Below are 20931 nucleotides of genomic sequence, written 5' to 3'. Positions count from 1 at the left end.
CGCAGCGAAATAAAGGAGGAGGCCGCAGGCCGGGGGACATTCGCGGAGAAAGGTACCCCGTCGGCGGGTGCGCACCAAGAATGCCTTCCAGCACCGCGAACCGCACGACAAGAATTCATTTCAGCCCGTGCATCGCGTCACGCAATGCGGGATAAAGAGATTTGTAGATATCGAAGCGCCTGCGATAGATCGCCTGCACTTCAGGTTGCGGCCGCGCGCGTTCCACCAGCGTGACCCAGCCGCGCTCCGCAGCCGCGGCATCCACCAGACCCGCACCAAGCGCCGCGAGCATTGCAGCGCCGAGAGCCGCCTCGACTTCTTCCTCGATGGTGAACACCGGGTAGCCCGTGATGTCCGCCACGATTTGCATCCAGAGGTCCGAATGCGCGGCGCCACCGACCACGATCAGTCGGTCGTCCAGCGGTTGTTCGCTTTGCCGGCCGGCCTCGATGTTGTGCTGCAGCGCGAAGCTCACGCCCTCGAGCACCGCGCGGTACAGGTGCGCGCGGCTGTGCGCGAGGGAGAGGCCGATGAATGCGCCCTTGGCTTGCGCGTCCCAGATGGGGCTGCGCTCGCCCATCATGTAGGGCAGGAAGACCAGGCCCTCCGCACCCGGCGGCACGTCGACCGCCTTGCGCTCGATCAGCGCATGCGCGTCCTCGCCCGTGCGCGCGGCCTCGGCCATTTCGGCCTGGCAGAAGGTCTCGCGAAACCACGTGACGGCTGCGCCCGCGGTGATGGCGCCGCCGAACACGTAGCTGCGGTCTGCGCCGCGGTACACATGAGGCATGGTGATGAGCTTGTGGCGCGCATCCACCGTGGGGCTCACGAAGCCCCAGCACATGCTGGTGCCGATCATCGCGACGTGGTCGCCGCTGCCGGTGACGCCGGCGCAGAAGGTGGCCACGGCCGCATCCACGCCGCCGGCCATGAGCGGCATGCCTTCGGCAAGGCCCAGCTTGGCGGCCCATTTGGCGTTCAGGCCACCGACCACGTCGCTCGATTCGACCAGGCGCGGCGGCATCATGCGCGCCGGAATGCCGAGCATGCCGAGCGCTTCTTCCGACCAGCTGCGCTGCGCCGCGTCGTACACGCCGCCGATGTTGCCGGCCGAGCTGTAGTCGACCGCAAGTTCACCCGTGAGCCGCCAGTTGACATAGCTGTTGGGCGGCAGGAAGTAGCGTGTTTTCGCCCACACCTCGGGCAGGTGCTCGCGAATCCACAGCATCTTGGTGAAGCCGTAGTAGCTGTCGATGCCGTTGCCGGTAATCGCTTGCAGCCGCGCCACATCGACGGTCGCGTTCACCGCATCGACTTCTGCGGTGGCGCGGCGGTCCATCCAGATCAGGCACGGGTGCAGCGGCTGCATCGCCTCATCGACCGGGATGCCCGCGCCGCCGTAGAGGCTGCTCACGCACATCGCGACAATATCGGCTGGCGCGATGCCGCTCTTCGCGACGCAGGCGCGCACGCTCTCGCAGACCGCATCGAACCACACTTCGCAGTCTTGCTGGGCCCACAACGGCTTCGGCGTCTCCGGCTGGTAGGCCACGCTGCTTTGCGAAAGCACCTTGCCGTCGATGCCCACCAGCAGGCACTTGGTGCTCTGCGTGCCGATGTCGACGCCGATCACGTACTTCATGGCAACACCGTCTTTCAGGACCTGGGCTGCGGCTTGAGCAGCACCTTGATCGAATCGAGGGAGTTGGCCAGTTTGAAGGCGCGCTCCCACTCGGTCAATGGAAAGTCGTGCGTCACGATGCCCTTCGAGGTGACGAGCCCGCGCGCCAGCAGGTCGATGGCAATCGGGTAGCAGTAGGGCCCCAGGTGCGCGCCGCGCACGTCGAGCTCCTTGCGGTCGCCGATGATCGACCAGTCGGCGCTCGTCTCCGAGCCGAACACGCTGAACTCGACAAAACGGCCGAGCTTGCGGATCATGTCCAGCCCCTGCGTCACGCCGATGGGCGCGCCCGTGGTCTCGATGTAGACATCGCAGCCGTAGCCCTCGGTCAGGCCCTTGACGACCGCATCGGCGTTCTCGGTCTTCGGGTTGATCGTCACGTCGGCGCCGAACTGCTTCGCGAGCGCGAGCCGTTCGGGCACCAGGTCGATCACGATCAGCTTCTTCGGCGTCTTGAGTGCCGCCGCCTGCACCATCATCAGCCCGAGCGGGCCGGCGCCTGCGATCACCACCACGTCGTCGAGCTGGATGTCGCCGCGGTTCACCGTGTGGATCGCGCACGAGAGCGGCTCGATGATGGCTGCGTCTTCCAGCGAAATGCCGTCGGGAATCTTGTGCACGCGCGAGGTTGGCGGCAGGCGCATGTAGTCGGCCATGCCGCCGTCGGCCACGATGCGCTGGAAGCCGAAGATGTTGTGCACCTCGCACATCCAGTACTTGCCCGAGGTGCAGAAGCGGCACTTGTCGCAAGGCACGATCTGCTCGGCGATCACGCGGTCGCCCTTCTCCACGCCGAAGTGCTCGCCTGCGCCTTCGCCGAGCGCCTCCACATAGCCGAAGAATTCATGGCCTGGAACCACGGGCGCCTTGACCCACGAGGGCTGCCCGTCGCCGCCCCAGAACATCTTTGCGCCCGAATGGCATTTGCAGTCGGACGCGCAGATGCCGCAGGCCGCGATGGAGATCAGCAGCTCGTTCGGGCCGATGGCGGGCACGTCGACGGTTTCGAGCCGGTAGTCCTTCGGGCCATGGCAGACGACGGCCTGCATGGCGGCGAGTGCACCGATGGCGCCCGATGCACCGGGCTGGAGTTTTTGGTACGACATGGGTTCCTTGTGGTCAGAGGTTGTGTTGGATTTGGTTTTTCTCCCTCCCCTTCCGGGGGAGGGCAGGGGTGGGGGCAAGCAGCGTCACCAATGGGCACGCCCTGCCTGCCCCCAATCCCAACCTTCCCCCGGAAGGGGAAGGAGCAAGACGAAGGAGTCAGCGCTTGGCTTCCCGGCTGATGAAGATCGCGAGCAAAACAATGCCGCCCTTGATGATCAGTTGCAGGTACGGCGACACGCCGATCATGTTGAGACCGTTGTTCAGCACGCCCAGCAAGAGCGCACCGACCAGCGTGCCCACGATGGCGCCGCGCCCGCCGCCGATGGACGTGCCGCCCATCACCACCGCTGCAATGGCGTCGAGCTCGAAGCCCACGCCGACGCCCGGCTGCCCGCTCGTGACGCGCGCCGCCTGCACGATGCCGGCCACGGCTGCGGTGAAACCGCTCAGCGCATACACCAGCAGCTTGTAGCGCGACACGCGCACGCCCGAGAGCCGCGTCGCCTCCTCATTGCCGCCAATGGCATACACATACCGGCCGAACGGCGCCATGTTGAGCAGCACATAGGCAACCAGGTAGGTGGCCAGCATGATGAGAATCGGCACCTTGATGCCTGCCAGCACGCCGCCGCCCAGAAAGGCGAACGACTCGGGCAACCCGTCGATCGGGTAGCCGCCGGTGTAGATGAGTGCGATGCCGCGTGCAATGCCCATGGTGGCCAGCGTCACGATGATCGGCGGCATGCGAAGGTAGGCCACGCAATAGCCGTTGAAGAGGCCGATCACCACGCCCACGGCCAGCCCGAGCGGCACCGCGAGCATCGGCGGCAGGCCGAACTGCACCATCATTCCTGAGGCCAGCGTGCCTGAGAGCGCCACCACCGCACCGACCGAAAGATCGATGCCGCCGGTGAGGATGGCGGCGGTCATGCCCACGGCGATGATCGCGTTGATCGACGACTGCAGCGCAATGTTCTGCAGGTTGCCCCACGATAGAAAGTTGTCGGTCGCAACGATCATGAAGACCGAGATCGCGACCAGGCCGACCAGCGGCAGAAAGGCCGTGGAGCGGCGCAGCTGGGTGAAGAGCCCGCCGTCGGGCGTGGGCGGTGCGGGGTGGATGGCGGTTGCATTCATTGCGAGCCCCCTGTCGTTGCGTGGCGCATGATGTCGCCGGAGTTGATGGAGTCGCCCTCGAGCGTGGCCACGATGGACCCGCCTGAAAAAACAGCGACGCGGTCGCACATGCCCACGATCTCGGGCAGCTCGCTCGAAATCATGATGATGGCCTTGCCCTGCTGCGTGAGCTCACGCATCAGGCTGTAGATCTCTGCCTTGGCGCCCACGTCGATGCCGCGCGTGGGCTCATCGAAGATCAGCACTCCGCAATCGTGGTCAAGCCAGCGCGCAATCACCACCTTTTGCTGGTTGCCGCCCGAGAGCGTGGCAACGCGCGTTTCGATGCTCGGTGCCTTCACGCCCACACGCTTCGAGAGTTCGGCGGCCGACTGCTTCTCCGACTTCTGGCTCACGAGCCCGGCGCTCTTGTGCTTGCCCAGGTTGTTCATCGAGATGTTGAAGCGGATCGTGAAGTCGGTGATCAGCCCCTCGACCTTGCGGCTTTCGGGCAGCAGGCCGATGCCGTTCTCCAGCGCCTGCGTCGGGTCGTTCAGGTGCACCGGCTTGCCGTTGCGCAGCACCGTCTTGCGGTGCACGCGGTCGGCGCCCATCATTCCGAGCGCGAGTTCGGTGCGGCCCGAGCCTACGAGCCCTGCAAAGCCAAGAATTTCGCCTTCGTGCAAATCGAAGCTGTTCACCGGCCCGCCCTTGGCAAGCTGGATCTCCGGCACCTCGAGCACCTTGCGCCCGCGCGGCGCGGGCTGCGGCTTGGGCGGAAAGTTGTGTTCGATCTTGCGGCCGACCATCATCTCGACCAGCGCATTCACATCGGTCGCGCCCACCTCCGCATGCCCGGCATTCGCGCCGTCGCGCAGCACGCTGATGCGGTCGCACACCTCGAAGATCTCATCCAGGTGGTGCGAGATGAAGATCATTGCCACGCCCTTGGCGCGCAGCTCCCGCATGATCTTGAACAGGTGCCCCGCCTCGTTGGGCGTGAGCGTGGCGGTCGGTTCATCAAGCACCAGCAGCCGCGCCTTCAGCGACAGCGCCTTGCCGATTTCGACAAACTGCTGCTGCGCCACCGAGAGCCTGCAGATCGGCACGTCGAGGTCGATCTGCACGCCCAGCTCCTCGAAGATCGACTGTGCGGAGCGCTTCATGGCGGCCCTGTCGAGCAGCCCGAACCGATTCTTCAGATAGCGGCCGAGAAAAATGTTCTCCACCGCGTTGAGGTACGGGATGAGGCTGAACTCCTGGAAGATGATGCCCACGCCCGCCGCGATCGCGTCGCCGTAGCCCGCGAACTGCCGCTCGCGGCCGTCGATGAAGATGCGGCCCTCGTCGGCCTGGTAGATGCCGCCGAGGATCTTCATCAGCGTCGACTTGCCCGCGCCGTTCTCGCCGAGCAGCGCGTGCACCTCGCCCTTGCGGATCGACAGGTCGATGCCCGAGAGCGCCTTCACGCCCGGAAAGCGCTTGGACACGCCTTCCAGCCGGAGCATCTCGAGGCCTTCGTCTGCGGGGGAGCTCATGGCCAACGCGGGTTACCAGGTGAAGGTCTTCGCGCCTTCGGCGTCGATCAGCTTCACATCCACCGGCACCGCGGCCGGCACGTTGGCGCCCCACTTCTTGGCCAGCGCAATGCCGATGGCCAGGCGGATCTGGTCGCGCGGGTATTGCGCGGTGGTGGCAATGAATTTCGAGTTGGGCTTCTGCATGGCCTTGATGGCTTCGGGTGCGCCGTCCACGCTCGCGAGCTTCACGTCCTTGCCGCTGGCCTCGATGGCGGCGAGCGCGCCCATCGAGCCGCCGTCGTTCACGCTGAAGATGCCCTTCAGGTCCTTGTTGGCCTGCAGGATGTTTTCGGTCACGGTGAGCGCGGTGGCGCGCTCCTGCTTGCCGTTCTGCGTGCTCACCACCTTGATGCCCGGGTACTTGGCGAGTGCTTCGCGGCAGCCCTTCACGCGCTCCAGGATCGGCACGACCGGAATGCCGTCGAGAATGGCCACGTCGCCTTTCTCGCCGATGTTCTTCGCCAGGTATTCGCAGGCCAGGCGGCCCGCATCGAGGTTCTTCGAGCCCACGAACGAATCGACCGGCCCCTGCGCGTTGGCATCGACCGCCACCACGATCACGCCTGCCTTCTTGGCCGAGCGCACCGCCGACTGCACGCCGGTGGAGTCGGTCGGGTTCAGCAGCAGGATGTCGATCTTCTTCTGGATCATGTCTTCCACGTCGCCGATCTGCTTGGACACGTCATGCCGCGCGTCGGTGGTGACCACGGTTGCGCCGATGCTGGCCGCGGCTTCCTCGAGCGCCTGCTTCATCGTCACGAAGTAGGGGTTGTTCAGCTCCTGAAAAGTCATGCCGATGCGCAGCGGCTGCTTGGGCGTTTGCGCCTGCACGGCAGAGGCGCCGCAGACCAGCGCGGCAAGGACGGCGGTGGCTTTGAGAAAGTTCTTCATGGTGCTGTGTCTCCTGGTTTGTGATGGCTGTCGAAAAAACTCGGGCAAAGGCGCCCCCACGCGGCGCTCGGAGCGCCGCGTCGATGAGGGCACGGGAACAGGGAAGAAAGCCGGCTACGGCGGATTTGCCGCACGCGAGGCCGCGGCCTGCATGCGATGGAAACTGCGGAATTTCGTCGGCGGCATGCGCTTGTGCAGCAGGAACTGGCGGTTGAAGTTCGACACGTTGTTGAAGCCCACGTCCATGCAGACGTCGAGCACCGGTTTTTCGCTGCTGGTGAGCAGCTCGCAGGCGCGGCTGATGCGCAGGCGGTTCACATAGCGCACGAACGACTGGCCCGTGTGCTTGCGGAAAGAGCGCGAGAAGGCGCTCGGGCTCTGGCCCACCAGCTCGGCCAGCATCGGCTCGCGCAGGTCGTCACCCAGGTTGGCCGCAATGTGCGCCAGCACGTTGTTGATGGCGTGCGACATGAAGGCCTTGGGGTCGGGCTTGAACGCCGGGCTCGCGAGCCGCTGGCGGTCGTTGCTGCCCTCCAGCAGTTCGAGCAGCGACAGCAGCAGGATCACCCGGCGCAGTCCGCGTGCTTCGAGCAGCGCTTCCATGATCGGCTTGGCGGTGACGGCTGTTTCCGCCGAGAAGAGAAGGCCCGAGCCGGCCTCGGCCAGCAGCGGGCCGATGCGGGCGAACTCCGGAAAGGTGCCCGCCATGCGGTCGACCAGCCCGGCCGGAAACTGGATCACGATGCCGCGCCGCTCGACGCTCTGCCCCGCGGGCACGTCGCTGATCCAGTTGTGCGGCAGGTCGGGGCCCATCAGCACCAGGTTGCCCGGCTCGAAGTGGCCGACGTGGTCGCCCACGAAGTACACGCCGCGCGTTTCCACGATCAGCTGGATTTCGTACTCGGGATGGAAATGCCAGCGCACCGTGCGATACGGATAGCCGTGGGCCCAGGCGGTGAACGATTCGTCTCCGCGGACTTCGACGATTTCCAGATCGGGTTGCATGGCGTTTTCTCGTCTCCTTGTTATGGCTTGCAGCGTATGGCAGTGGGCGGACTGTACGAATCGCCCCGAACGCCCACAACCAGAGATAGAAGCCGAAACTGATACTTTTTTGACGCTCGGGTGAGTTGCCACACCCAGGCATTGCAGTGCAGCAAGCCGCTTTCTCCTCGGGGGAGAGCCCTTCTTCCAATGCGATTGCTGCACTGCGGAAAACACGGGAGAGGCCGTGTCAAGAATTCATAGGTGTTTTCCCGCCCCACGAGCGCTGCCCGGCGCCACGGCACACTCGGGCGTCATGACCAACACCTCTTCTTCGCCCGCCGGGCCAACGGCCGCCGGCCCCTTGGCCGGCCTCAAGGTCGTCGAGCTCGGGCAGCTCATCGCCGGGCCTTTCGCCGCACGCACGCTGGCCGATTTCGGCGCCGAGGTCATCAAGATCGAGCCGCCCGGGGCGGGCGATCCGCTGCGCACGTGGCGGCTGCTGAAAGACGGCACCTCGGTCTGGTGGCAGGTGCAGTCGCGCAACAAGCGCTCGCTGGCGCTCGACTTGCGCCAGGCCGAGGCACAGGCCATCGTGCGACAGCTTGCGGCCGAGGCCGACGTGCTGATCGAGAACTTCCGTCCCGGCGCCATGGAAGGCTGGGGCCTGGGGCCGGACGAGCTCCTGGCCGCGAACCCCGCGCTCGTGATGCTGCGCATCAGCGGCTACGGCCAGACCGGCCCCTACCGCGACCGCCCGGGCTTCGGCGTCGTGGCCGAGGCCATGGGCGGGCTGCGCCATCTCACGGGCGAGCCCGGCCGCGTGCCGGTGCGCGTGGGCGTGTCCATCGGCGACACGCTGGCTTCATTGCACGGCGTGATCGGCGTGCTCATGGCCATGCAGCACCGCCATGCCACAGTGAGCACCGAATATCCGAAGGGCAGGGGGCAAGTGGTGGACGTGGCGCTCTACGAGGCCGTCTTCAACTGCATGGAAAGCCTGCTGCCCGAGTACAGCGCCTTCGGTGCGGTGCGCGAGGCGGCCGGCAGCGCGCTGCCCGGCATTGCGCCCACCAACGCCTACCGCTGCGCCGACGGCGCCTATGCCATCGTGGCGGGCAACGGCGACAGCATCTTCCGCCGGCTGATGGAATGCATCGGCCGGCCGGACCTCGCCGCCGATCCGGCGCTGGCCGGCAACACGGGCAGGGTGGCGCAGGTGGAAATGCTCGATGCCGCCATTGGCGATTGGACCGCCGCGCATACCGTGGACGAAGTGCTTGCCGCGCTCGATGCGGCGCACGTACCGGCCGGCCGCATCTACACCATTGCCGACATTGCGGCCGACCCGCACTACGCCGCGCGCGGCATGCTGCAGCAGGTGCGCATGGCGGACGGGAGCACGCTGGCCGTGCCGGGCTTCGTGCCCAAGCTGTCGCTCACGCCGGCCGGCCACCGGCACAACGCGCCTGCGCTCGGCGCGGACACCGATGCCGTGCTGAAGGAGATCGGCCTTACCGCCGAGCAGATCGCCGCGCTCCACGAACGCGGGATCGTCGGATCTCCTTCGTGAAACACCGCGGAACCGGCTTTGCCGGGCCGCTGGTGTTGCCCCGGTAGGGGGTTGGCGAAGCGACACGAAGTGCGCGAAGACTGGGGGAGAGCCTAGTTCCGCAGCGACTCGATCAGATCGATGTACTTCTGCTTGGCCTCATCGGCACTCAAGCCCTTTTGCGCGGTCCATGCGTCCCACTTGGCGCGGGCGACGATGTCGCTGAAGCTGGGCTTCTTGGCGGTGTTGTCGCCTTCGGTGGCCTGCTTGAACAGGCCATAGATCCTGAGCAGCGTCGGGTTGTCGGGGCGCTCGGCCAGCAGCTTGGAGTTGGCCTGGGCGGCTTCGAATTGGGCGTTGAGGTCGGACATGGGCGGTCTGTTGAAAAGCGAAGAGTACGCATCTTAAGTGGCGCGGTACCTGTGGGTACCAACCGTCCGCCGCGTCAGTCCGAGAGTCCCGCCCGCGCCAGTTCCACGTCCAGCCGTTCCTTCGCATCCACCGGCTCCAGCGCCGCGGCCTTTTCGTACAGCTGCGTGGCCTCGCCCATGCGCGCGTCGCCATGCAGCATGAGCAGCGCGCGGCCGTATTCCATCAGCGCGCTGGCTGAATGGGGGTTCAGCGCAAGGCCGCGCTCGAACAGCTCGACCGATGCTTCGGCCCGCACGCCGTAGGTCATGCGCCCGACCAGCGCGCCCACCTTGTCGATCACCTCGGCATGGAAGGCGGCCAATGCGATGTGCGCGTCGGCGTGGTCCGGCTGCAGCTCGATCACGCGTTCGAGCGCGCCCTTGAGCTTGCTGCCCAGGCCCTGCGCCAGCGCGCGCGCCACGCTGATGCCCTGGCTGTAGCGGCCGAGCGCGTAGGCCTGCCAGTAAAGCGCCTGGCAGTTGTCGGGCTCGGCGGTGGCCTGCGCGCCGGCGCGTTCGATGACCTGGCGGAACATCGAAAGCCGCACCGATTCGCGGGGCTCGAGATAGTTGGCGTAGATGGCGGTGGCCTGGTTGGCCAGCACCAGCCCCTCGGGTCCGTGCAGCAGGCCGAGCGCGGCGGCGCGCTCGAACTCCCCGCTGTGGTACAGCGCCCAGCCGTCGGCGAGCGGATGTTCCCTCTCCGGCGGCGGCAAGGGGTGCCCCGCATGAAGGCGTGGCCACTGCGCCAGCGCCGTGCTCGCGTCGTAGCGCGGCACGTCGGCGTAGGGCAGCGGCGTCCAGGGTTCCGCCGGTGCCGCCGCGGCCACGGGGCCGGCGGACATCAGCGAAAGCGGTTTGAAGTCTGGGTGGGGCATGGTCATCTAGGCCGCCAGATCGATGGGTGCAACCGACGGCGCGTCGCTTGCCGGATCTTCGCCGCTGTAGGCGTTGCTGAGTGTCAGCAAATGCCTCCGCTGGTCTCTCCCGAGGTAGGGCGCGAGCAGGTGGAGCGTGTGCTGGCCGCCGCGCATCAGCGCGCCCTGGGCATGCGCGGGTTCGAGCGCCTCGCGCGGGTTGCGCACGTATTCGTAGCTCAGCCAGTAGGTCAGCACCACCACCATGCTCTGCGCCAGCGTGTCGACCTCGTGGGCGTCGATGTCGAGGTGGCCGGCCCGGCTCAGCCCCGCGATGAGCACGCGGATGGCGCGCGCCTTGTTCTTCAGCACCAGCTGGAACTGCGTCTCCAGGTGCCGGTTCTTGCTGAGCAGGTCGTTCAGGTCGCGGTAGAGAAAGCGGTAGCGCCAGATCAGCTCGAACAGGCTGTGCATGAAGAACCAGGCGTCTTCCACGTCGTGCACGCCTTCGCTGGCATGCAGGAGCTCGTTGAGCTCGGCCTCGTAGCTCTCGTAGAGCTTGTTGATCAGCTCTTCCTTGGCGGGGTAGTGGTAGTAGAGATTGCCGGGACTGATGTTGAGCTCGCCCGCCACCAGCGTGGTGGAGACGTTCGGCTCGCCGAAGCGGTTGAACAGCTCCAGTGCGGCTTCGAGAATGCGTTGCGCTGTGCGGCGTGGCGCCTTCTTGGCCATGTCAGTCCCCGTTTTGTCTCTTGTGGGGACACTCTAGCCTATGTACACCGCACCTTGAACTGAGCAGGGCAAAGTTTTGCGGCAGCGTGCGTTGTGCAGTGCCGCAAAAAGAAGGGGTGGCTACCCCGCGATGGCCGGGTGGGCTTGCCTAGCCGGCCTTGGTGCTGCGCCGCACGGTCTTCTTGGGGGCGGCAGCGGGCGCCGCACTGCGGCCCGCGGTCTTGCGGCTTGCCCGCGCGGGGGCGGCGGCCGGTTTTTTCTCGCTGCGCTGCAGCTCGGCCTCGAGCGCCGCCACGCGGGCCTGCAGCGCGGCATAGTCCGCAGCCGAAGGCAGGCCCAGCTTTTCAAGGGCGCGCGCCACGCGCTCTTCGAAGATGTTCTCGAGCTTGCCCCACTGGCCCGCGGCCTTGGTGCCGAATTCGCTCGCAAAGCCGGCCATGCGCGTTTGTGCCTGCGCAAGCGTTTCCTCGGCGGCGGCCTGGGTCTTCTTTTGCATGCCGGCGCCGTCTTTCACCAGCGCCTCGAAAGCCTTGCTGCCTTCCTGCTGCATCTTGGCAAAGGCACCGAGCCCCGCCAGCCAGATCTGCTGCGCGGAATCCTTGATGCGGTCGGCGCCCTTGTTGTTGCCGTTTTCGTCGTCCTGGGTAGCCATGCGAAATGTTCCTGTGAAAACAATCGGGCTACTCTAGCCGCAAGAGGCCTCTGCCTTTAGAGCTTCACGTCTATGAGCGCAGCCTTGGCGGGGCTACGCTTTTCCGGCTGCGCGGCTCGCGTCCAGGTGGGCCTTGGCCCGTTCGGCCAGCGCCATTTCGCCCGGGGTGCCCGGCACATACGCCTGCACCGGCAGCGGCCGGCCGTGCGAGTCGACCGAGACGAAGACGATCAGGCATTCGGTCGTCTTGTCCATCGTGCCGCCCTTCATGTCGCCGCTGCGAACCTCCACCGAGATGTTCATGCTGGTGGTGCCGGTGTAGGCCAGGCGGGCCTCCACCTCGACCAGGTCGCCGATCATGATCGGGTGGTGAAAGCGGATGCTGCCGATGAAGGCCGTCACGCAGTAGCGCTTGGCCCAGCTGGTGGCGCAGGCGTAGCCGGCTTCGTCGATCCACTTCATGACGGTGCCGCCATGAACCTTGCCGCCGAAGTTGACGGTGCTGGGCTCGGCCAGAAATCGAAGTGTGATGGAGGACATGCGCCGCCTTTTCGTGGGCTGTGTTGTGGGAGCCCCGATTATGCGAGCGCCCGGTCCCGCAAATGCGCGCCGCCGGTCGGCGCGGCGCGCACGCTCAGCCCCCGCCGAACAGTTCTGCCAGCGTGCGCCGGAGCCATGCGTTGCCGGCGTCCGCATGGAACCGCTCGTGCCAGTGCTGCTTCACGGCATAGGCCGGTAACTCGAAGGGCGGCTCCAGCAGCTTCACCGGCTCCTGCGTGGCCAGCACCTTTCCAAGGATGCTGGGCACGATCACGATGAGTTCGGTGTGCGCGACGATGCGCGCCACGCTCAGGAAGCTCGAAAGGCTGGTCACCACGTTGCGCCTGAGACCCAGCCGCGCAATGGTCTTGTCGACAATGGCGTGGCCGGTGCCCGACGAGGCCACCACCGCATGCGCCTCGGTCTCGAAGCGCTTGCGCGTGAGCCGCTCGCCGATGCGCGGATGGTTGCGCGCCGCCAGGCAAACGAAGTTCTGCATGAAGAGCGTCTGCTGGTAAAAGCCCGCGTCGAGCTGCGGCATGAAGCCCACCGCCAGGTCGACCGCGCCGTCTTCCAGCCGCCGGCCGCTGTCGGTCGAGATGATCTCGGTTTCGATGCGCACCCCCGGCGCCGCATGCCGCAGATGGTCGAGCAGCCCCGGCAGCAGCACCACCTCGCTGATGTCGGTCATGCAGATGCGAAAGCTGCGCGCCGCGGTGGCCGGGTCGAAGCTGGCGCGGCCGCCTTTGGCCCGGTTCAGGCGGTCGAGGATGTCCAGCACCAGCGGCTGAATCTGCCGCGCGTAAGGCGTGGGCTCCATGCCGCGCGAGGTGCGCACGAACAGCTTGTCGCCGAAATGCGTTCGCAGCCGCGCCAGCGCCGTGCTGGCCGCCGATTGGGAGATGCCCAGCCGCTCGGCGGCGCTCGACACGTTCGCAGTCTTGTAGACCTCGTCGAAAACCAGCAGCCATTCGAGATCAAGCTGGGCCATGAAGCATCTCCTCGACGGCCAAATGAGGCCACCACTATCGAAAAACAGGATCGCAGCTATCGGCGTGGCTGCATTGCGCCAATAGTAGTACCGGCGGAAGATAGCCGCTCCCCCCGGAGACAAAAGGCCGCGCCAAGGGCCCAACTGCCATGAATCCACCAGCCCAGAAACCAGCCGCCCCGGCCCACGCCAACGCCGCCGAGCGCCGCGACTACTACGAGCGCATCCGACAGCTGAATCTCACGCCGCTGTGGGAGTCGCTGCATGCCCTGGTGCCGCGCGAGCCCACCACGCCGTGCGTGCCGGCGCTCTGGCGCTACGACGAAATCCGCCCGCTGCTGATGGAATCGGCCGACCTCATCACGGCCGAAGAAGCAGTGCGCCGCGTGCTCGTGCTCGAAAACCCGGCGCTGCCCGGCAACTCGTCCATCACCCAGTCGATCTACGCGGGCCTGCAGCTCATCATGCCGGGCGAGGTGGCGCCTTCGCACCGCCACGTGCAGTCGGCGCTGCGCTTCATCGTCGACGGCAAGGGCGCCTACACCACGGTGGGCGGCGAGCGCACCACCATGTACCCCGGCGACTTCATCATCACGCCTTCATGGGCCTGGCACGACCATGGCAACGAGGGCGTCGGCGGCACGGTGGAGCCGGTGGTGTGGCTCGACGGGCTGGACATTCCGATGCTGCGCTTCTTCGACGCCGGCTTTGCCGAGAACGACGACGCCAAGGTGCAGCACGTGGCCCGCCCCGAGGGCAACAGCCTCGCGCGCTTCGGCCACAACATGGTGCCGGTGCGCCACGACCACGTGTCGCCCACCTCGCCGATCTTCAACTACCCCTATGCCCGCAGCCGCGAGGCGCTGGCTCTGCTGCAGAAGCAGGAAGCGCCCGATGCCTGGCTGGGCCACAAGCTGCGCTACATCAACCCGTTGACCGGCGGTGCGCCGATGCCCACCATCGGCACCCACCTGCAACTGCTGCCCAAGGGCTTTGCAGGCAAGACGCACCGCGCCACCGACGGCGCCGTCTACAGCGTGGTCGAGGGCCGCGGCACGGCACACATCGCCGGCCAGCGCTTCGAATTCGGCCCGCGCGACACCTTCGTCGTGCCGTCGTGGGCGCCGCTGCGCCTTTCGGCAGCAGGCGAAGACGTGGTGCTCTTCAGCTTCTCGGACCGTCCGGTGCAGCAGGCCATGGGCGTGCTGCGCGAAGCCTTTCTCGAAGACGCCTGAAAGCCGGCCTCACTTCTCTTCCTTTTCTTCTTTCTTTTTCTCGACACGTGCCGCCCCGCGCGGCAGGAGCCCTCATGTCCTTCGTCTTCACGCCTCCTTCCATCGTCGGCCTGCCCATCGTGGGTTCGAGCGACCTGTTTCCGGTGCGCCGCGTCTACTGCGTGGGCCGCAACTACGCGGCGCATGCGCGCGAGATGGGCTTCGACCCCGACCGCGAACCGCCGTTCTTCTTCTGCAAGCCCAACGACGACGCCTCGGTGGTGCCCGTCGCCGAAGGCGAAACCGGCGCCATTCCGTATCCGCCGCTCACCAGCAACTACCACTACGAAGCCGAGCTCGTCGTGGCCATCGGCAAGGGCGGCAAGAACATTGCGGTGGAACAGGCGGCCAGCCACATTCACAGCTACGCCGTGGGCCTGGACATGACCCGCCGCGACCTGCAGATGAAGATGCGCGAAGCCGGCCGGCCGTGGGAAATCGGCAAGGCCTTCGACTTCTCGGCGCCCATTGCGCCGCTGCGCACGCTGGCCGACGTGGGCGAGATCAATGCCGGCGCCATCACGCTCGAGGTCGACGGCCAGGTGCGGCAGAACAGCGACATCACGCAACTGATCTGGTCGGTGAACGAGGTGATCGCCAATCTGTCGACGCTCTTCGCGCTGCAGCCCGGCGACCTGATCTTCACGGGCACGCCCGAAGGCGTGGGCGCGGTCAAGCCGGGCCAGACGCTCAAGGTGAGCATCGACAAGCTCCCCTCGCTCACCGTGCGCATCGATTGACGCAACGCCGCGCAGAAGAGGTCTTGCAATGAGCACATCTCCCACGAAGAACCCGCCCCGCGTGCTGCTCGTCGGCGGCGGCATCGGCGGCATGGCGGCCGCGCTGGCGCTCGCGCGCCTCGGTGTTTCCATCGACCTGCTCGAGCAGAGCGCCACCATCGGCGAGATCGGCGCCGGCCTGCAGCTCGGGCCCAACGCCTTTGCGGCGCTCGATGCGCTGGGCGTGGGCGAGGCGGTGCGCCGCAACTCGGTGTTCACCGACCGTCTCGTGATGATGGATGCCGTCGATTGCGGCGAGGTTGCCTCGGTGCCCGTGGGCGAGGCATTCCGCGCGCGCTTCAAAAATCCGTATGCGGTGAGCCACCGTGCCGACCTGCATGGCGCCATTCACGAGGCGGTGAAGCAGCATCCGCTCATTCGCTTTCACACCTCGGCGCAGGTCGAGTCGATCGACATCGGCGGTGGCAAGACGCAAGGCGTGGTCGCCGTCACGCGCGATGGCCGGCGCTTCACGGCCGACGCCATCGTGGGCTGCGACGGCGTGAAATCGGTGGTGCGCTCCCAACTCGTCGGCGACGAGCCGCGCGTTTCGGGCCATGTGGTGTACCGCGCGGTGGTGCCGGTGGCCGACATGCCGGCCGACCTGCGCTGGAACGCACCCGTGGTCTGGGCTGGGCCCAACTGCCACTTGGTGCACTATCCGCTGCGCCATGGCGAGCAATACAACCTGGTCGTCACCTTCCACAGCCGCGAGCAGGAAGAGTGGGGGGTTTCCGACGGCAGCAAGGAAGAGGTGCTTTCGTACTTCGAGGGCGTGCATGCGCGCCCGCGCCAGCTGCTCGACCGGCCGACCTCGTGGCGGCGCTGGAGCACCGCCGACCGCGACCCTGTGGAGCGCTGGAGCGAAGGCCCCGCCACACTGCTCGGCGACGCCGCCCACCCGATGATGCAGTACCTTGCGCAGGGCGCCTGCATGGCGATCGAAGACGCGGTGACGCTCGGCGCCGCGGTGCAGGCCTGCAATTTCGACATGCCTGCCGCCTTCAAGCTCTACGAGGCCGCGCGCATTCCGCGCACCGCCCGCGTGGTGCTGTCGGTGCGCGAAATGGGGCGCCTGTATCACGCCAAGGGCGTGGAGCGGCTGGTGCGCAACAGCCTCTGGGTAGGCCGCACGCCCGAACGCTTCTACGATGCGGTCGAATGGCTCTACGCCTGGCGCCCCGAGCATTGCCTGGACGACGCGCCGGAGCGGCTGCGACCGGTGGCGATAGCGGGCGCCGACGCCGCGGCCATGCTTTCGCCGCACTGACCGACACCGACGATCAACCGATTTTTTCCGCGTCATCACTATTCGAGGCCACAGGCCCAGGAGACAACCAACCATGAACCTTTCTTCACGCGCATTGCTGGCAGGCGTGCTTGCCGCGGCCGCCGCCGTCCTCGGCACCAACGCCCTGGCGCAGGCGAGCGACTATCCGAGCAAGCCAGTGACGCTGGTCACGCCCTTTGCCGCCGGCAGCGGGCCGGACGCGGTGCTGCGCCTCGTCTCCGACAAGCTCTCTCGCCTGTGGAACCAGCGCGTGGTGGTCGATAACCGGCCGGGTGGCGGCGGCTTCATCGCCATCGACCAGGCGCGGCGCGCGGCGCCCGACGGCTACACGCTGCTGCAGCTCGACAGCGAGCACGTCGCCGCGCTGCCGCACCTGTACAAGTCGCGTAACTTCGTCACGCTGCAGCATTTCGACCCGGTGGCTTCGCTGTTCCGCACGCCGTTTTTCGTGGCGGTTTCGAGCGAATCGAAGCTGAAGAACATGGGCGACCTGATCGCCGAAGCCAAGGCCAACCCCGAGGCGATGGTGTATGGATCATGGGGCGTGGGCAGCCCGGGCCACCTGGGCGCGCAGCAGCTCGAGGCGCTCACGGGCATCCGCATGCGGCATGCGCCGTACCGCGAGGTGTCGCAGCTGTATTCGAACGTGGGCACCGGCGAAGTGCCGTGGGCCTTCGCAAGCATTCCGTCGAGCCAGGGCATCTACAAGGCCGGCAAGCTGCGCTACATCGCCGTGGCGGCACCGAAACGCATTCCCCAGATGCCCGATGTGCCCACCATGGCCGAGGCGGGCGGGCCGGCGTCGCTCGAGGTGAACTCTTTTGTCTCGCTGCTCGCGCCCAAGGGCGTGCCGGCGGCGGTCAAGGCCAAAATCAATGCCGACGTGGCCAAGGTGATTGCCGATCCCGAGATCCGCGCCCGCTTCGACACCTTCGCCTTCGAGCCGCTGGCCTGGTCGCCGGAAGAAATCGAGCGCAACGCCGAGGCCAAGTCCAAGGTGTATGGCGACCTGGTCCGCCGGGGCAACATCAGCCTTGAGTAGCTGTCATCATTACGTTTTTTCACATTTTCCTTTGTCACCTTCCATGCAAGCAACCAAGAGAGCCCTCCTGATCGTCTGCGGCCTGGCTGCCGCCGCCGCGCTGCCGCTGGCGGCCCATGCACAGACCAATGCCTGGCCGACCAAGCCGATTCGCCTGCTCGTGGGCTTTCCGGGCGGCTCCACGCCCGACATCGCCGCCCGCACCATCGCCGAGCCGCTGGCCAAGGCGCTCGGCCAGCCCGTGGTGGTGGACAACAAGCCCGGTGCCTCGGGCAACATCGCGGCCGACATCGTCGCCAAGGCCAATGACGACCACACACTGGGCATCGTCATCAACGGCAATCTCACCTCGTCGAAGATGCTGTATCCGCGGCTGCCCTACGACCCGGCCAAAGACTTCACCTACCTGTCGCTGATTGCCACGGCGCCGCTGGTGCTGGTGGCGCAGAACAGCCTGCCTTCGGGCACGGCCTTTTTCGATGCGGCCCGCAAGGGCGGCGACAAGTGGAACTACGGCTCGGTGGGCGTTGGCTCGGTCGGCCACCTGGGCATGGAACTGCTCAAGAGCCGCGTGCCCGGCTTCAACGCCGAGCACGTGCCCTACCAGGGCAACCCGCAGGTCGTGACCGCCATGCTGGGCGACCAGGTGCAGATGGCCCTCATTCCCCCGGGTGTGGCCATGCCCCAGGTGCGCGCCGGCAAGCTCAAGGCCATCGGCCTCACGGGCGGCCGCAGCACGCTGGTGCCCGAGCTGCCGCCGCTGGCCGACGCCGGCGTGCGCGACTTTTCGCTCGAAGTGTGGGTGGCGCTGCTCGGCCCCGCCAACCTTTCCAAGACCGCGCAGGCCCGCCTCAGCCGCGAAGTCGAAACCATCATGAAGCAGCCCGAAGTGCGCCAGAAGCTCTTCGAGCAGGGCTGGCAGGCAGTCGGCACCTCGCCGGACGGCATGCGCCTGCGTGTGAAGGAAGAAGCAGCGATCATGACCAAGATCATTTCGGCCCGCGGCATCAAGATCCAGTGATGACAGCAGCCAAGCAGAACACCCTCACTGAACCGGCGCGCGAACTGCCGGTCTTCGGCGAATACGACGTGGTGGTGGTTGGCGGCGGCCCCGCCGGCATTGCCGCCGCCGTGAGCGCGGCGCGGCGCGGCGCCAGCACGCTGCTGGTGGAGCGCTACGGCTTTCTCGGCGGCATGGGCACCGCGGGCGGCGTAACCAACTTCGCGGGCCTTTACGGCAAGCGCAACGGCGAAATGACGCTGCTGGTGCGCGGCGTGGTCGACGACCTGCTCGCGCGCATCGACGCGCTGGGCGGCCTCAACAAGCCGCAGGACGGCATGCAGGGCCGCATCCGCGTGCGTTCGTACGACACCTCGGCCTACAAGATCGCGGCCGACCAGTTGCTATTCGATGCCGGCGTGAACCTGCTGTTCCACGCATGGGCAGCCGCGGTGGTGCGCGACGGCGACCGCATCGCGGCGCTGGTGGTCGAAACCAAGTCGGGCCGGCAGGCCATTCGCGCCAACGCCTTCATCGACGCGAGCGGCGACGCCGATGTGGCCGCCTTTGCGGGCGTGCCCTTCGAAGTGGGCGACGGCCACGGCAGCGGCCTGTTCCCCACCACGATGTTCCGCGTCGGCCAGGTCGATGCCGAGCCGGCCCTTGCGGCCGTCGGCGAGTTCAAGGCCATCAACGACCTGATGGCCGCGGTGCAGCAGCAGAAGCCCGGCAAGTACAAGTTTCCGCGCGAAGGCGCCATCCTCCGGCCCAACATCGATCCGCGCGAATGGCGCGCCAACGTCACGCAGATCCGCAATGCCGCAGGCCGCGCGATGAACGGCGTGGATGCGCGCGAACTCACCGAAGGCGAGCTCGAAGGGCGGCGCCAGATTGCCGAGTACTTCAAGTTCATGAAGGCCGAAGTGCCGGGTTTTGCAAAGTCGGCCATCGTCGAGATCGCACCGCAGGTCGGCATCCGCGAAACGCGCCGCATCGAAGGCCTCTATGCACTCACCGGCGAGGACATCCTCTCTTCGGCCGCGTTCGACGACAGCATCGGCATCAATGCATGGCCGATGGAAATGCATGCCGACGGCCGCATCGAATGGGCCTTTCCGCGCGACGAAAACCGCACCTACAACCAGCTGCCTTGGCGCATGCTCGTGCCGCGCACTGTCGACAACCTGCTGGTGGCCGGCCGCTGCGCCGCCATGACGCACGAGGGCCAGTCGGCCGCGCGTGCGAGCGGCGGTTGCTTTGTGATGGGGCAGGCCGCGGGAACGGCGGCGGCTTCGCTGGGCAGCGGCGCCCGGTTTGCGGACGTCGATGTGCCGGCGCTGCAAGAGAAGCTGGCGGCAGACGGCGTCGATCTCGACCGCTGAGCCTGCGGGGCGCGGACTCGCGCTGACCGGCCCGCGACAGCCCGCGGGCCCGGGCTTTGCTATGGTTGCGGGTTGATTCTTTTTGCTGACGCCCGCAGCCCTTTCTCTCGATGACCACCGACCCCGCCACCGCCGCCCGCCTCGTCGACGAACTCGTCGCGCTCATGCAGCTCGAGCCGCTGGGCGGCGACAAATTCCTGGCCCAGAGCGAAGACATCGGCACACCCGCTGTGTTCGGCGGCCAGGTGCTCGGCCAGTCGCTGGCGGCTGCGAGCCTCACGGTCGGCGCCGACCGGCCGGTGCATTCGATGCACGCCTACTTCCTGCTGCCGGGCGAGCATGCGCCCATCGAATACAGCGTGGACCGCGTGCGCGATGGCCGCAGCTTCACCACGCGCCATGTGGTGGCGCGACAGCAGGAGCGCATCATTTTCGAGATGTCAGCGTCATTCCAGACGGTGGACGACGGCGTCGAACACCAGTTCGAGATGCCAACGGTGCAGGGCCCCGAAGGCCTGGTGAGCGAGCTCGACCAGCGCATCGCGCTCGGCGACCGGCTACCCGAGCGCTGGCGAATCAAGGGCCTGGAGCCGCACGGCATCGAATACCGCCGCGTGGAGGCCGACGACCTGCTGAAGCCGGAGGTACGCCCGTCCGAAAGCGCGATCTGGATGCGCGCCATTGCGCCGCTGCCCGACAACCCGGTGGTGCACCGCGCGCTGCTCGCCTATGCCTCCGACCACGGCCTGCTGCGCGCCGCCATGCTGCCGCACGGCCTGAGCTTCATGAGCGGTCAGGTGCGCCCCGCAAGCCTCGACCACGCCATGTGGTTCCACCGAGATTTCCGCATGGACGACTGGCTGCTCTACGTGCTCGACTCGCCGAGTGCGAGCGGGGCACGTGGCTTGTGCCGAGGCAGCCTGTATTCGCGCGATGGGCGGCTTGTGGCTTCCACGGCGCAAGAGGGAATGCTGCGGGTCAAGCGCTGAGGCGCTGTTGTTCAGGGCGGCGCACCCGCCGACGGGGTACCTTTCTCCGCGAATGTCCCCCGGCCTGCGGCCTCCTCCTTT

The 20931-nt window shown here is 66.9% G+C and carries 20 protein-coding genes; 8 read left to right on the top strand and 12 right to left on the bottom strand.

The genetic code is table 11. From position 1 onward, the window contains the following. Window positions 1–115: 115 nt before the first annotated feature. From V9K97_RS26650 to V9K97_RS26625, 6 genes are all read right to left on the bottom strand, one after another. A complete protein-coding gene (locus tag V9K97_RS26650; protein ID WP_337321817.1) occupies window positions 116–1642 on the bottom strand; it encodes an FGGY-family carbohydrate kinase in 1527 nt (508 codons plus the stop codon). Window positions 1643–1656: 14 nt separating this feature from the next. Continuing rightward, a complete protein-coding gene (locus V9K97_RS26645; RefSeq protein WP_337321816.1) occupies window positions 1657–2787 on the bottom strand; it encodes an alcohol dehydrogenase catalytic domain-containing protein in 1131 nt (376 codons plus the stop codon). 157 nt (window positions 2788–2944) lie between these two features. Then, window positions 2945–3925 carry an ABC transporter permease gene (locus tag V9K97_RS26640; protein ID WP_337321814.1) on the bottom strand — a complete coding sequence of 327 codons (981 nt, stop codon included), beginning with the start codon at window positions 3923–3925 and terminating at the stop codon, window positions 2945–2947. Beyond that, on the bottom strand, window positions 3922–5442 hold the full coding sequence (locus V9K97_RS26635) for a sugar ABC transporter ATP-binding protein (protein ID WP_337321811.1): 1521 nt from the start codon (window positions 5440–5442) through the stop codon (window positions 3922–3924). The genes V9K97_RS26640 and V9K97_RS26635 overlap by 4 nt, the downstream gene beginning before the upstream one ends. Window positions 5443–5454: 12 nt before the next feature. Next, complete coding sequence (locus V9K97_RS26630) at window positions 5455–6375, bottom strand: ABC transporter substrate-binding protein (protein ID WP_337321809.1); 921 nt, start codon at window positions 6373–6375, stop codon at window positions 5455–5457. A gap of 114 nt (window positions 6376–6489) precedes the next feature. After that, window positions 6490–7380, bottom strand: a complete 891-nt coding sequence (locus V9K97_RS26625) for an AraC family transcriptional regulator (protein ID WP_337296544.1) — start codon at window positions 7378–7380, stop codon at window positions 6490–6492. A gap of 295 nt (window positions 7381–7675) precedes the next feature. Here V9K97_RS26625 and V9K97_RS26620 point away from each other — a divergent pair, with 295 nt between their 5' ends. Then, the gene (locus tag V9K97_RS26620; RefSeq protein ID WP_337321808.1) at window positions 7676–8932 is read left to right on the top strand and encodes a CaiB/BaiF CoA transferase family protein; all 1257 of its coding nucleotides are present in this window, start codon (window positions 7676–7678) and stop codon (window positions 8930–8932) included. Between the two features lie 92 nt (window positions 8933–9024). Here the strand turns inward: V9K97_RS26620 and V9K97_RS26615 are convergent, their stop codons facing one another. The 6 genes from V9K97_RS26615 to V9K97_RS26590 form a co-directional block, all read right to left on the bottom strand. Further along, the gene (locus V9K97_RS26615) at window positions 9025–9282 is read right to left on the bottom strand and encodes an acyl-CoA-binding protein (RefSeq protein WP_337321806.1); all 258 of its coding nucleotides are present in this window, start codon (window positions 9280–9282) and stop codon (window positions 9025–9027) included. A 74-nt stretch (window positions 9283–9356) separates the two neighbouring features. Continuing rightward, window positions 9357–10199 carry a hypothetical protein gene (locus tag V9K97_RS26610; RefSeq protein WP_258503564.1) on the bottom strand — a complete coding sequence of 281 codons (843 nt, stop codon included), beginning with the start codon at window positions 10197–10199 and terminating at the stop codon, window positions 9357–9359. Window positions 10200–10205: 6 nt separating this feature from the next. Beyond that, complete coding sequence (locus tag V9K97_RS26605; RefSeq protein ID WP_258503565.1) at window positions 10206–10910, bottom strand: TetR/AcrR family transcriptional regulator; 705 nt, start codon at window positions 10908–10910, stop codon at window positions 10206–10208. A 148-nt stretch (window positions 10911–11058) separates the two neighbouring features. Beyond that, a complete protein-coding gene (locus tag V9K97_RS26600; RefSeq protein ID WP_157611632.1) occupies window positions 11059–11562 on the bottom strand; it encodes a phasin family protein in 504 nt (167 codons plus the stop codon). A 93-nt stretch (window positions 11563–11655) separates the two neighbouring features. Continuing rightward, window positions 11656–12102, bottom strand: a complete 447-nt coding sequence (locus tag V9K97_RS26595; protein WP_258503566.1) for an acyl-CoA thioesterase — start codon at window positions 12100–12102, stop codon at window positions 11656–11658. Window positions 12103–12196: 94 nt separating this feature from the next. After that, the gene (locus V9K97_RS26590) at window positions 12197–13093 is read right to left on the bottom strand and encodes a LysR family transcriptional regulator (protein WP_337321804.1); all 897 of its coding nucleotides are present in this window, start codon (window positions 13091–13093) and stop codon (window positions 12197–12199) included. 149 nt (window positions 13094–13242) lie between these two features. Here V9K97_RS26590 and gtdA point away from each other — a divergent pair, with 149 nt between their 5' ends. From gtdA to V9K97_RS26555, 7 genes are all read left to right on the top strand, one after another. Beyond that, entirely contained in the window at window positions 13243–14328 is a 1086-nt protein-coding gene (gene gtdA / locus V9K97_RS26585; protein ID WP_337321802.1) for a gentisate 1,2-dioxygenase, read from the top strand. Between the two features lie 74 nt (window positions 14329–14402). Continuing rightward, window positions 14403–15107 (top strand): fumarylacetoacetate hydrolase family protein, encoded by a 705-nt coding sequence (locus V9K97_RS26580; protein ID WP_337321800.1) that lies wholly within the window; start codon window positions 14403–14405, stop codon window positions 15105–15107. 28 nt (window positions 15108–15135) lie between these two features. Further along, window positions 15136–16416, top strand: a complete 1281-nt coding sequence (locus tag V9K97_RS26575; protein ID WP_337321798.1) for a 3-hydroxybenzoate 6-monooxygenase — start codon at window positions 15136–15138, stop codon at window positions 16414–16416. Between the two features lie 73 nt (window positions 16417–16489). Then, a complete protein-coding gene (locus V9K97_RS26570) occupies window positions 16490–17479 on the top strand; it encodes a Bug family tripartite tricarboxylate transporter substrate binding protein (protein ID WP_337321796.1) in 990 nt (329 codons plus the stop codon). A 43-nt stretch (window positions 17480–17522) separates the two neighbouring features. Continuing rightward, on the top strand, window positions 17523–18500 hold the full coding sequence (locus tag V9K97_RS26565; protein WP_337321795.1) for a Bug family tripartite tricarboxylate transporter substrate binding protein: 978 nt from the start codon (window positions 17523–17525) through the stop codon (window positions 18498–18500). Then, window positions 18500–19861, top strand: coding sequence for an FAD-dependent oxidoreductase (locus V9K97_RS26560; protein ID WP_337321793.1), 1362 nt, complete (start codon window positions 18500–18502; stop codon window positions 19859–19861). Before V9K97_RS26565 ends, V9K97_RS26560 begins: the two co-directional genes overlap by 1 nt. A 110-nt stretch (window positions 19862–19971) precedes the next feature. Continuing rightward, on the top strand, window positions 19972–20850 hold the full coding sequence (locus V9K97_RS26555; protein WP_337321791.1) for an acyl-CoA thioesterase: 879 nt from the start codon (window positions 19972–19974) through the stop codon (window positions 20848–20850). The last annotated feature ends 81 nt before the right edge of the window (window positions 20851–20931 follow it).

The organism is Variovorax sp. CCNWLW186 (assembly GCF_037203865.1).
Taxonomy (GTDB): domain Bacteria; phylum Pseudomonadota; class Gammaproteobacteria; order Burkholderiales; family Burkholderiaceae_C; genus Variovorax.
Note: the sequence above shows the minus strand (reverse complement) of the source record. Positions and strands in the feature narration are given on the sequence as shown.